Source organism: Paenibacillus dokdonensis, assembly GCF_004916975.1.
In the GTDB taxonomy this organism is placed as follows: Bacteria; Bacillota; Bacilli; order Paenibacillales; family Paenibacillaceae; genus Paenibacillus_AQ; species Paenibacillus_AQ dokdonensis.
Genome location: NZ_STGQ01000002.1, coordinates 1,217,313 through 1,229,558, shown reverse-complemented (window position 1 = coordinate 1,229,558; position 12,246 = coordinate 1,217,313). Strand labels below are relative to the sequence as shown.

Annotated in this window: 13 protein-coding genes and 1 pseudogene; 3 read left to right on the top strand and 11 right to left on the bottom strand. The window is 46.7% G+C overall.

Annotated elements, in window-relative coordinates; genetic code table 11:
- Positions 1-22: 22 nt before the first annotated feature.
- The 8 genes from E6W40_RS23385 to E6W40_RS23350 all read right to left on the bottom strand — a co-directional run bounded on the left by E6W40_RS23385 (position 23) and on the right by E6W40_RS23350 (position 5,249).
- Positions 23-790, bottom strand: a complete 768-nt coding sequence (locus E6W40_RS23385; protein ID WP_136607956.1) for a hypothetical protein — start codon at positions 788-790, stop codon at positions 23-25.
- Positions 791-845: 55 nt separating this feature from the next.
- On the bottom strand, positions 846-1,346 hold the full coding sequence (locus tag E6W40_RS23380; protein ID WP_136607955.1) for an NUDIX domain-containing protein: 501 nt from the start codon (positions 1,344-1,346) through the stop codon (positions 846-848).
- A gap of 53 nt (positions 1,347-1,399) precedes the next feature.
- The gene (locus tag E6W40_RS23375) at positions 1,400-1,822 is read right to left on the bottom strand and encodes a hypothetical protein (RefSeq protein WP_136607954.1); all 423 of its coding nucleotides are present in this window, start codon (positions 1,820-1,822) and stop codon (positions 1,400-1,402) included.
- 232 nt (positions 1,823-2,054) lie between these two features.
- Positions 2,055-2,447 (bottom strand): DUF350 domain-containing protein, encoded by a 393-nt coding sequence (locus E6W40_RS23370; RefSeq protein ID WP_136607953.1) that lies wholly within the window; start codon positions 2,445-2,447, stop codon positions 2,055-2,057.
- The gene (locus E6W40_RS23365; RefSeq protein WP_136607952.1) at positions 2,444-3,115 is read right to left on the bottom strand and encodes a hypothetical protein; all 672 of its coding nucleotides are present in this window, start codon (positions 3,113-3,115) and stop codon (positions 2,444-2,446) included. Before E6W40_RS23365 ends, E6W40_RS23370 begins: the two co-directional genes overlap by 4 nt.
- The gene (locus E6W40_RS23360; protein WP_136607951.1) at positions 3,116-4,312 is read right to left on the bottom strand and encodes a glutathionylspermidine synthase family protein; all 1,197 of its coding nucleotides are present in this window, start codon (positions 4,310-4,312) and stop codon (positions 3,116-3,118) included.
- Complete coding sequence (locus E6W40_RS23355; RefSeq protein WP_136607950.1) at positions 4,309-5,004, bottom strand: hypothetical protein; 696 nt, start codon at positions 5,002-5,004, stop codon at positions 4,309-4,311. Before E6W40_RS23355 ends, E6W40_RS23360 begins: the two co-directional genes overlap by 4 nt.
- 29 nt (positions 5,005-5,033) lie before the next feature.
- Entirely contained in the window at positions 5,034-5,249 is a 216-nt protein-coding gene (locus E6W40_RS23350; RefSeq protein ID WP_136607949.1) for a hypothetical protein, read from the bottom strand.
- 373 nt (positions 5,250-5,622) lie between these two features.
- Here E6W40_RS23350 and E6W40_RS23345 point away from each other — a divergent pair, with 373 nt between their 5' ends.
- From E6W40_RS23345 to E6W40_RS23335, 3 genes are all read left to right on the top strand, one after another.
- Positions 5,623-6,939: an outer membrane protein assembly factor BamB family protein gene (locus E6W40_RS23345; protein WP_136607948.1), complete on the top strand. Its 1,317-nt coding sequence runs from the start codon at positions 5,623-5,625 to the stop codon at positions 6,937-6,939.
- Positions 6,940-7,476: 537 nt separating this feature from the next.
- Positions 7,477-7,848, top strand: a complete 372-nt coding sequence (locus E6W40_RS23340) for a GNAT family N-acetyltransferase (RefSeq protein ID WP_342774727.1) — start codon at positions 7,477-7,479, stop codon at positions 7,846-7,848.
- A gap of 210 nt (positions 7,849-8,058) precedes the next feature.
- Positions 8,059-8,301 carry a hypothetical protein gene (locus tag E6W40_RS23335; RefSeq protein ID WP_136607947.1) on the top strand — a complete coding sequence of 81 codons (243 nt, stop codon included), beginning with the start codon at positions 8,059-8,061 and terminating at the stop codon, positions 8,299-8,301.
- Positions 8,302-8,600: 299 nt separating this feature from the next.
- Here E6W40_RS23335 and E6W40_RS23330 read toward each other — a convergent pair whose 3' ends face one another.
- The 3 genes and pseudogenes from E6W40_RS23330 to E6W40_RS30170 all read right to left on the bottom strand — a co-directional run.
- Positions 8,601-11,231, bottom strand: coding sequence for a heavy metal translocating P-type ATPase (locus tag E6W40_RS23330; RefSeq protein WP_246073143.1), 2,631 nt, complete (start codon positions 11,229-11,231; stop codon positions 8,601-8,603).
- The gene (locus tag E6W40_RS23325; protein WP_136607946.1) at positions 11,232-11,579 is read right to left on the bottom strand and encodes an ArsR/SmtB family transcription factor; all 348 of its coding nucleotides are present in this window, start codon (positions 11,577-11,579) and stop codon (positions 11,232-11,234) included.
- A 201-nt stretch (positions 11,580-11,780) separates the two neighbouring features.
- Positions 11,781-12,085: pseudogene (locus E6W40_RS30170) on the bottom strand (MFS transporter); the annotation flags it as partial.
- Positions 12,086-12,246 lie beyond the last annotated feature (161 nt).

Here is a 12,246-nt window from a genome sequence, read left to right as displayed (position 1 = left end):
CGCGTGCGTGAAAAAGCTCTCATTAAACTGCTGCCAGCTCTGAATACAAGTCCAGGGCTTGCAGCGCAACCCGGTAGTCGATTCCCGAGATACGGCTGATGCGCTGCGCCCATTCTTCATTCGTATTCAGCCCGTCCTCTCTCTCAAGCCCGCTGTTCTTGCTGACAAAGCTGGTCCAGCGGTCAAACTCCCAGTGCACCACCTCACCCGACTGATACAAGCGATGCTCCACAAGCGGATGCCGCAGCAAATGCTGGGAATGGTTCGCTGCTGCAAGCAGATCCTCCATCGAAATTGGCGTGAGATCAAAGGACTGCGTGCTCATTTTCCCGTTGGGTCTTACGTAATTGAACCCCACGTTCTGCGCCGAGGAATTGTTGGATACCTGAATCCGTCCTCCAGTAATAAAACCCTCCACGGCTTCCTCTGTGAAGCACTGATGATTCCGATCCACTAAAATGGGCTGTATCCATTGATCCCCCAGATCGCAGAAGAACCGTCCACCCGCTTCATCCAGCGCTACAACAGCTACATGCGCATGCTGAAATCCCAGATCATGCCCGACGGCATAGGCAGGAATGCTTTCCGTATGAAAGGCATCCAGCAGCCAGATCGCCAAATCAAAGCAGTTGCCTGTAATTCCGTACTGCTCCTTATGCTCTTTCATGACAGGAACGCTGCGCTGCCCTCCATTTTCAGGCTGCAGGCTGTACCAGGCCTTGGTCAACGTCTCCATCGGATAACCGTCAAAACGATGCCATACCCGCAGCAGTTGTTCCGGTGCTTTCATGTCCGTCCACTCTCCCGTTCATTCCAAGCATTTATGTATTCGTTAGCAACAGCTATTATTGCTTCTTATCCTGCTGAAGAGCTTCCTCCAGCACCAATCCTACTAGCCGATGTTCATTTACCACATGTTCAAACTCCGCCGGCTCGACCCAGATCCGGGACAGGCACTCATGCTCGCGGCTGAAAGGGAGACATTCAGTAATATCCATCCGGTAAAACAGCTGATAGCCAATCATCGGATATTTTCCTTTTGGGTCAAAATGCTCGTCCTCTTCGTGATTGATCTCCATCTTTCCGAGATAAACCGCCGTTCCTTTGACGCTTCCTTCCTCCATGGCTTCACGATGAAATGCTTCCTCCGGCGTTTCCCCCGGCTCCACGTGTCCCCCGGGCAAATTGAAGCCGCGGCCCTGCACATGCACAGTCAATACAAGACCCCGATGCAGGCATATGCCGTGGACGCTCGTAACCAGCGCCGGATCGGGCTGCTCTTCACCCGGAATCCAGGTCAGCTTGACCTTGTGCCCGTTCCAGTTTTCATATATCGATGAATTCATGCAGCATGCATCCTTTCGTGATTCGTTCCAGTTCAATTGATATAGCTTCACCTTTAGCTGCGAGCGGCTTCGTCCTGATCCTCAGGCGTATTCTCCATAATACGGATACTGACCGGCATCTTCATGATCTGGGTCAACTTAAATTCCACCATTTGATTCACTTCAAGCTGCCCATATACTTCAGGAACGGTTATTTTGACCTGTTTCAGCTTCTCTTCGGTCGTCAATACATTGACTACCCGGCCCTCCTTGTTGATCACTTTGCCTTCAAAGCTTATCTGTCTCTTTGAAAATAAGTCTGTACCAATAAAGATGGATATCGTAATAAAGATCAGTCCAAGAACAAAAAACAGCCCCGCTATTCCGGGTGCTTCATGCATTTGTATTTGCAGAACAAGCTGAAGACAGCAAAAGACCACACCAAATAAAGCGCTGGCAAACCATTGAGTCAAGTTTTTATAAGGATGTAGACCCATCCGAACTCCTCCTCATGTACCGACCTTTTCTGATGCTTCAGAGGAATACTTCCCCCATATATATGTATGCGGCAGGCTTCCAAACCCGCTCCTCGGACCGGCTTATTTTTGCGGCTAAGAAAAAACGCCCTCTGCTCATGCTTCCACAAGCCGCCGGGCGAATCCTGCCTAATGCTGTATTTTGCTGAAAGTATTAGTCCTATTATGGGGCCTGCTGCTAAATTAGAGCTGTTTAAACAATCAAGCTGCTGACAGCAAATGCTGTCCCGATGAACACCAAGCACAGCAGGGTAGCGACCGCGACGTTGCCTTTTTGCAAACTGTCAGCGATATTAAAGCCAGGTGTAACCAGTTCGAAAATCCAATAGGCTACCACAAGGCATACATAACCGACGGCAAACCACATCGCCAAGAACCAGATGGACGTATTCGTAAATGCCGCAACGCCAAGCACGATGGCCGTAGCCAGAAATTTGCCGCCTAGTGCCAAACCGACTGCCACATTCCCCTTTTTCAATTCCTCCATATCCTTAAATGGCGTCATCCAGCTGAATATCAGCATTCCCAGCAGCTGCAGCACAATGATGACAAGTACACTTACGATCAAATTAACGACGACGGTCAACTCGCCCACCCCCTGAATTTTGCGTAGGCCGAATCATAATCGGCAAAATCATGAATCTCTTCAAGCTTTACGGAAACCTTTTTCTTCTTCTCCAAATCCTTGTAGCGTGCATCATCAATCGGCTGCTTGATCCGGTTGCCTGATGGAAGTTCCAATACGGCGAAATTACGCGTCTTCTCCTTCAATTGCGTTTTATAGACGCCGACCAAATCGATTTCCGTCGTTACGGGTACCTTCAGATTGGCCATGTCCTTTTTGGCATCTTCCTGCGTCTTGAAGGTCTTAATCGTGCTCCACGCGGACAGCTGGACATTGTTGCGTTCATTCGCATCGGTGGTCATTTCCGCATCCATATATTGCAGTGCCCAGATTTTGTCTCCCGTCGCATAGTTTTCGTCATTTGGCATCAGCTCGTTATCCGGCAAAATGGTCATATCACTGCCGATCAAATCTCCGACGCTGGTCTCAACAATGCGGTAATCCCACGGCACGCGGGACACATTGTCCAGCGAAGCCTCCTCAGATGAGGAATTGGTATGAAAGACCGAGCTCTCATTTCCAGAGCAAGCATTCAGCAGAAGCACAGCCAGCATGGAGAGCGCCAGAACAGCAGCGAGTTTGAATCTCGGTCTCGCGCTCCGGCGTATGTCGTCCCGATTTCTTCTCATCTATTTCACTCCTATCGCGATAAAATGACTCGTATTTCCTGTGATCAACCCACCAGCTCTACCGAGTAGACCGCATGGTATTCCGTTAATCATGAACATTCCGGTCAATAGACGGCGTTCTCCGGCAACCGTGCTGATTTCCGGAAGGTTCGCTCTCATTTGATAGACGGAAGGGAATAATTCGCTTGTATCAAAGCCGTCCTCATCTCTGATTTCCAGTTCTCCCTCGCTGTCGAACATTTGAACGGAGCCGCCTTCACGCCCGAACATGGATTTGGAGACGTAACTGCCGGAAAAAACAGGTTTATTGTAGGTTGGCAAAATATATTTTTCAATCGCTTCGCGTTCCTCCGCGTTATAAAGAAGCCCCAGTTCATACAATCCCCAAGCCGCAGCAATCAGTCCTTTGGACTGCAGCAAAATGCTGTGCGGCGGATTAAACAGCTCAAGTTTGCCGGTCTCGATGGAATAGGCAAGCGCATCGCCCGCATCATCCACGGACATCCATTCCTTCGGATACAGGGCGAACATACGCTTAATCTCACGTCCGGTGCCATCCTTTACGATCCCCTCGTCTATAGAAAGATCGAGGCAATCAACACATTTCACATCCAGACCGCTATGCTTCACAAGAGCATCTATCGTTCCGGAATCCTCCAGATGCTCGCCATAGGCAATGCAAGCCGCCGTATCCGGCTGCTCCATCCCCCAGGCTGCAGCGATAAGCTCCTTCATCTGGACATTGGGCGAATCGATGCCCGCCCCTTGGCACATCCAGGGCGTGACGATTGAAGCCTCCACGTAACCCGTTGGTGTATCTGCATTCAGTTCATACAGCTTAATGCTTCCATCATCCGAGACGGCATAATCAAACCGCGCATAGCGGCTGATCAGGTTCTCTTCAGGCAGCGGGCAAATGTCGAGCATATCCCATAAAATCTCCGGTATACCAATCAGCTCATACAGATTTCGGTTGCCGTGCACATAACGTACCGTCCGGTCGAGAATACGCCACAGCCGGGCAGAGGCTTGCTGCAGCTCCTGGTATGTTGCTTGTTTCATGACGACCAGTTGATCAAGCCAATACTCCTCATCCCCAATATCCGCCCAAGTAAAACCCAGCTTGCCGAGCTGCTCTACGCGTTCCTTGCGATCCTGTCCGCCTGGCGCATGTACTTCAAACACGCTGCTGTTCATCCGCCAAACCCGCTGCTCCGTGAGCTCGAACTTGAACCCGAAAAGATGCCTGATTTCGAGCTGGAGCTGCCGGACGAGCTGTAGCCGCTAGATTTGCCGCCAATCCCGCCAGAGCCTGATGATGTACCACGACGAGTGATCGAGCCGGTAGATCTGGAAGTTTTCGGCTTAACCGTGGATCCGACGACCGGCTTATTTTGAAATGTGCTGCTGGTATACGAACGCGGCTTGTAAGCCTGGGATGTGCCGGTGTAATAAGTACGCCGGTTGTCATAATACGTGCTTGGCCGGTAGATTGAACCACCGTTAAATAAGAAGTGATACAGCAGCAGATCATCCCAGCCAAAGCCGGAGTGGCTCGTGCCGTAGTTATTGATGATGGTCGTATCCCCACTGCCCGTGCTTCCGCTCTGTGTCTGATCTTCCTTCTCCGTTTCTTCGGGGAGAGGAATATTCCAGTCCGCATTTTTATCGAAATATGCCTTCACTTCCTCGGTCGACCATGAGACCAGCTTAGGCTCATCCGTTGTACCGTTTGTAGCGTCTGCAGCCGTTACACCAGACATCAGGAAAGCATTCGCGAGAAGAGCCACACCCAGCGATGTGGACAAAACCTTGATCGGCTTACCTTCAGGCGTGAACAGCTTGGAGACTGATTTTTCTCTATCCTGCGGCTGTTGTTCATTTGCCATGATTGGTTCCTCCTTTCATTGCGGCGAATCTACTCGTTGCGGATCCGGACCAGCAGAAGCTCTAGCTTGCCCTCATCCACATTCAATCTTCCTTCAATAGCCTCGTACTCCCGGCCTCCGACAACTAGATAATTCACATGTTCGAGCGCCGCGACCATATTCATGCTCCAATTACGCTCTTCAATCTGCCGGAGCTCACCGTTTGGCATTTTCTCCGTTAAAATCACGCTCATATCATTACCCATTACGCACCCTCCCTAGTTCTATTCCACTCATATGTCATTTGATACGTAAGAATGAAGTGGTCCGTTCCATCCTGAATCATATATTTCTCAAAACATTAATTCACAGAAAATGGAATCATGCATCTATCAGAATAAAACCTCTTAAACAGAAACGCAATCAAATATTGCCATTTTCCCGCAAAATTCGGGTTCGTCTTTTGAACTGCCCAAATATGAATCTACACTATATATCTAGACCCAGCTCTTGCTTATTTTAACTTTATTTCATGCTGTACAACAGCAACCTTATTCTGGATAAAACGTCTAATATATGAATGGAAATTATAGTTATTCTATGATTCTTAAAAAATGAATTGCAGAAAAGAGGTACATAATGAATAAAACCAAGCTTCCCCGCATCGGAACGATATCCGCCCTCACAGCTGCTATGCTGTGCAGTGTAAGCACCGTTCCCGTTACTCATGCCGATTCTCCCGCCGTTTCGTACAGTTATTGGGCCCCCGAGCAGATCAAAGCGCCTCTGCAAAAGCCGCAGTGGACTGCAGCCGTCGACCCCAACGCGGCCGCGGCAGTTACCGATGACGGTACGGTGCTTTCCTTTTCCGGGAAGAAGCTGATTGCCCTAAATCTGGCTAACGGTAAAAAGATATATACCTACGGCAGTCAGCTGAAACCCACAGTACAACACTTGAAAGGCAGCGCCTACGGCATTGGGGAAGATGGCCACGTATATGCCGTTAATGCCAAAACAGGCAAAGAGCTTTGGCATACAGCCGCAGGCTTGACCGATGTGGATTCTCCTGTTGTGATCGGGGATACCGTCTATGTGACGAAGAAAAATGCCGTCATTGCTTTGGAAGCAGCTACGGGCAAACAGCGCTGGAAGGCCATCGAGGAACAGGCAGAAAACGGCGGCTCGATAACCATGGAGGAGGATGGGGTGGTATTCGTATCCTATATCCTCTCCGGGGCGTTGTCGTTCTCTCAGGTAAACGCCATTGATAAGAAAACAGGCAAGATATTGTGGAAAGCAGACCATCATGAAACGCCACTCGCCGTTACGAATGGACTGGTCTACTCCAAAACGGAGCCATCTCCATTTGGAGAGGAAAGTGATACATTGAAAGTAACTCTTTCCGCTCTCAATGCCAAAACAGGCAAAGTGATGGGAGAGCGGGTATACTCCTGGCCGAAAGCGGATGCGAATTCCACCTCTTCCGGTTACATCGGCTCCATGCTGCTTGACGGAAACGATCTGTACCTGGTTACGGAAACTTCTGTATCCAAGTATGACTTCAGCCACTACGAACCGGAAGGCAAGCTGCTGAAAAAATGGTCCAAGCCAGGCAGCCTCATTTCCTTCATTGGTTCGGTACATGCCGGCAGAATTTATTTTATGGACTACGCTGCGAATGCAGTCTTGGGCATGAAGCTCGCGGATGGCCAGAAAGTAAATTGGAGAACGGACAATCCGCCGATCCAGACAGATATTTACGGTAACGGTGTGTATGTCGGGCAAAGCGACGGTATATTCCATGGTTATAATTTGCAAACGACAGCTCCGGCGTTTACCGTTAACACAGGTTCTCGCAATTATGGTCCGACCCTCCGCTCCGGCAATATGCTGGTGATTCAGGCCAAGGATGCCGGCAAGCTGATTGCCGTTCCGGTGCCGAAGGCGCTGCAGTAAATTCTCCTGAACCCGACTTCAGATGCAGTCATGCCTTGAAATCCCTTTTTGGTGTCCCATGAGTCGAGATGACATCCACGTGTTTGTAATTGATAGATGATTCACTCTAATATTTAACCTTATAAAAAATTAGCGGGTCCAGCGCCCTGGCGATGCTTACCGCTTCCGGTTTAATCTCAATGATGGATCTCAGCTTTTCGTCATAACGCCCAATCCGCTCCAGATAGATCCGAACGAGCTACTCGGAGCTCGTCTCTCCCGTTTCCATCGCAGCCTGCATACGGCGGATATCCGCCTCGATGATCCATTCTTCTATCTTCATGTTATTTTCCATTTGACATCACCTCAGCATCGTAGCGGGGAGTTGCAGACCTCCTCCACAGTTCCCTCATTGAATCGTCCTGCGGTACTCCTCTATCGCAACAATCGCATCGTCAAAACACGCAACCACACATCATAATGGCAATCTCTAGTAAGGGCAGGTATAACTCATGATCATTTATCAGGAACATATGCAAAATATCACTGAAGCGTCCTTTGCGGACGGCTTCTTCGACGGATGGCCGAATCCACCTTCTACCACAACCTTCGACCGGATTCTTCAAAAATGCTACTCATATCATACTGGCAATTGATGAACATACCAATCACGTCGTCGGATTCATTACAGCGCTGTCCGATCGGGTACTGACGGCCTATATTCCTTTGCTGGAGGTCGTGCCTTCCTATCAAAACCGGGGTATTGGAAAAGAGCTGACCCGGCGGATGCTGGACAAGCTGAAAGATATCTATATGATCGATCTACTGTGTGATACGGATCTTCAAGATTTCTACATCGGGCTTGGCATGAGAATGGCAACGGGGATGCTGATCCGGAACTACGAGCATCAATCCGGCACAAAGGGGTAGTAACTATGGCGACAAGTACCAAAACACCACTCAGATTAAGTGGCGTTCATGTGACTTTTTCTCTTCTGAGGACGCTGAACAGGGACTGCGCGGAGCCGACTATGCTCTCTATCTGATTCATTCCATGCTGCCTTCCACCAAGTTGACTCAAGGAACGTTTGAAGATATGGATGTGAATCTCGCGGAGCATTTTGCCAGAGCTGCCTTCCGTTGCGGAGTAAAGTAAATCGTCTACCTGAGCGGGATGATTCCACCGCATATAAAAATGAGCCTTCCCGGCATTTGCGCAGCCGGCTGGAGGTCGAGCAGGTGCTCGGTTCCTACGGTGTGCCGGTCACAACGCTGCATGCGGGGCTGATCGTGTTCCCATTCCCAAGAAACTGTTGCAGCGTCACCCCATCATGGTTCTGTCTGCTGGACCAGAACCATGACACATCCAATTGCGCTGCCTGATGTGGCAACAAATTGGTTTATGGACATGCCATTGATATCTGGGGCCGAATGCCATATCTTATAAGGAGATGATGCAGCGGATCAGTTTGCCAGAAGGCAAAGATGACGATTGGTTGGCTGCTTATTATTTGGCTTGGCTCTCGCGATTTATTGGCCTAGTACTTATATTCAACCGCCATTTCGCCGTTTGATCCGTAGCGGCAGATTGAAGGGTGCCAAGTAATATCAACATGCCGCGAGCGTGAAGAAGCTCTAATTAAACTGCTGCCAGCTTTGAATACTAATCCAGAGCTAGAAGTTTAATTTCTTGTTTTCAATAACCTTAGACTATTCAGAATGACTATTAATGCAGCTCCAGTGTCGCTCAAAACAGCAATCCATAACGTTAGCCATCCTGGAAAAATAAAAAATAATGCGATAATTTTTACAATCAAGGAAAACCAAATATTTTGTTTTATGATTCTTAAAGCCTTTCGACTCAGCTTGATCGTATGAGGCAGTTTTTCAAGATTGTCAGCCATTAACACAATGTCTGCGGTTTCTATTGCCGCATCAGTACCGGCTCCCCCCATAGCTATTCCTAAGTTAGCCGTTGCTAAAGCCGGAGCATCATTAATTCCGTCTCCTACCATCCCAACTACTTTTCCACCTATTTGAAGATGCTTGATTGCATTCACTTTTTCTTCCGGCATCAGCTCTGCCATATAATCGTCAATTCCAGCAGAAGATGCAACCCGTTGAGCCGTTCCTATATTATCGCCAGTAAGCATTACTGACTTTTCTATCCCTACAGCTTTTAATTTTTGTAATACATCTACTGTCGTATTTCTGATGGCATCCGCTACAGTTATAATTCCCAAGATCGTTTCATCTGTTCCCATAATAACGGTTGAATTACCTTGTTCTTGTAATTTCTCAACGTCTGCACTTATTCGTCTCACATCTACTCCAATGTTCCTAAATAGCTTTATGTTACCGGCATAATAATTTTTCCCTTGAATTTTGGCCTGTGCTCCCTGGCCCGGAATGGCCTTAAAATCATAACCTGAAAGTGATTGGATGTTTTTCCCTTTTGCAAAATCCGTAATGGCCTTTGCGATAGGATGTGTTGATTGTTCCTCGATTGTTAGTGCTATGGACAAAATCTCTGATTCTTCAACTCCTGCAGCCAATATGTTGGTAACCTTAGGATTTCCTTGTGTCAAGGTTCCCGTTTTATCGAAGGCAATCACCTGCAATGCTCCGGCAACTTCTAAAAAGGCTCCACCCTTAATTAATATTCCATTTCGTGCTGCATTACCTATAGCAGATACAATAGCAACTGGAGTTGAGATAACAAGGGCACAAGGACAAGCGACGACGAGTAATTCCAATCCTTTATAAATCCAATCGGTCCACGTTCCCCATCCAAACAATGATGGTATAACGATAATTAGAACAGCCAAGGTAAAAATTACTGGCGTGTATACTTGAGCAAAGCGATCAACAAGGGCTTGGGTAGGAGATTTCTTTTCTTGGGCTTCCTCAACTAAATGAATAATTCGGGCGATTGCCGTGTCCCTCACTATTTTAGTAGCCTTTACTTCAAGTGAGCCGTATTGATTAATGGTGCCTGCGTAAACGGGATCACCGCTCTCCTTATCGACGGGTAAAGACTCCCCAGTGATCGGAGCTTGGTTGACACTTGAATGTCCGGATAAAACATCACCATCTAAGGGGATCTTTTCACCGGGATTAATCAACATAATACTGCCTACTGAAACTTCCTGTACGGGCTTCTTAATCCATCCCCCATTTTCTTTAATCCATGCTTCAGATGGCGCTAAATCAACCAATCCACGAATGGAGTCGCGTGTGCGTTCAATGGATATATTTTGCAGTGAACTCCCTAAGGCGAATAAAAAGACAACCGTTGCGCCTTCAAACCATTGCCCAATTAACGCTGCACCTATGGCTGCAGCCGACATTAAAACGTTCATGTCCAACGATTTGCCTTTCACAGCATAAAATGCGCTTTTTACCGGTCTATATCCACCAACAATAATTGAAGCTGCATATAACGCAGTTGAAATAACTTGCGGAACATTACCTATTGAGAGCAAAAAGCCTAAGATAAGTGTAATTCCTGAAAGAATTGTTAAAAAGGTGCCATCCATGAATGGGTTTTTCTTAGATGGTTGATCCATTTGTGAAACAGGGATTGCCTTATACCCGGCTTTTCCAATTTCTCGAATAATCATCTGCACATTGGTTTGATGAGCGATCTTCATTTTACCAGTTGAAAAATTAACATTAACTTGCCGTACATCCGGCAACTTCTGCAAATGTTTCTCAATACTCTTGGCACATGCCGCGCAATCCATCCCTTCTATAGTGAATAATTCCATATCGTTAGGAGTTGTAGATTCGATTGAATATCCCAACTTCTGGACTTTCCTTACAATCTGATCTGATAAATCTACATTTTTTACCTCTATTAGCATTTTCGACGTACTATAATTTACCCGAACGGATTGAATGCCATTAAGCTTTTGAATACTCCTTTCAATAGTAACTGCACAAGCAGGACAGTCCATTCCTTGAATAAGATAGTTCAACTCCTGCATGCCTTCAGTGTTAAAGGGTTGATGCTCTTGAATTGTCTGTGACGAGTTTGAATTGTCTGAACAACATCCTTTATCTTCGTCTGATGACACATTAATACCGCAACAAGATGCTTCAGTAGATCCATCACTTGAGCAGCGATCATTTTTAATCACATAGTGAGTACTGCAACAAGGATTCTCCGTATGACCTTTAGAGCAGCAATCCTTTTCTGTATTAATGGGCTTCAGGCAATCATTGGATGTAACAGGCTGATCCTTTGTTGTAGTACTCTGATTCGCTGACGAACAGCAGGATGATGTCTTTGGGATATTACCGCCGTACATTTACCTCCCCCCCCATTCATTAAGCAAAACATCATTTTGATCACAGCATGCTACATCCTGTTTGATATCCTGTAAAATTTCGTCAAACATAAGAAGCAAGCCCTTGATTTTTTCATTAGACAGACGGTAATACGAATACTTCCCTTCTTGTCGCCCAACGATTATCCCACAGCCCTTTAAACAAGATAAATGTTGAGAGATATTCGACTGATTCCCGTTAATCTCTTCAACAATTTGACTTACTGTTTTTTCTTCATCCATAATACAGTTCAATATTTGAATTCGGGTCTTATCTGAAAATCCACGCAAAAATTTAACTTTAACATCTACATCGGAGCATTTATTCAAAATTCCCCACCTCACTTATTAGTACTCGCTAATATATACTTCCATATTAATCCCTGCTAATGTGTTTATCAAGCTTTTTGTCGTTATTGATCTTTCAACGAGTTACATGCAATTTAACATGTTTGGTGGCTTCAGATCCTACATATGGATATTATTAATTTCTTGATCGCCATGACGTGACCAAATAACGACTGGGATAAGCTATAGTGAAATGAAACCTCCAGCAAGGGAGAGTGTAGTGAAACTGGATTGAGCCACAACCATACCAGATAACACTTCACCAGATGCCCCAGGCAATGCGATCAAGACATCAACAGATCCTTTCGTCTTTGAGCGATTGGAGGAATTCGTTGCATCAAAGATGAGTGCTGTGCCACTAATCAATTCAAAGTTTCAACCCACTCCAAGTAATTGAGAACAAAAATGAGTATAACCATAGAATCAACTGGTGTAAAAGCAGCCATAAAAACAGCAACATGTAACGTGGCAGCAGAAGCAACTGCCATGCACACGCTTGTGTAACACTGATCTCTCCTTGGATGGATTCGATCCACTCCACTACAATCTTTGGTGACATCTCCTTTCCATCTCCTTGTACTTTTTTAGCACATCTAATTATGGCTTTCATCTTCACTTCTATGGGGTAGCTAACTCTTGTTGCCAACGC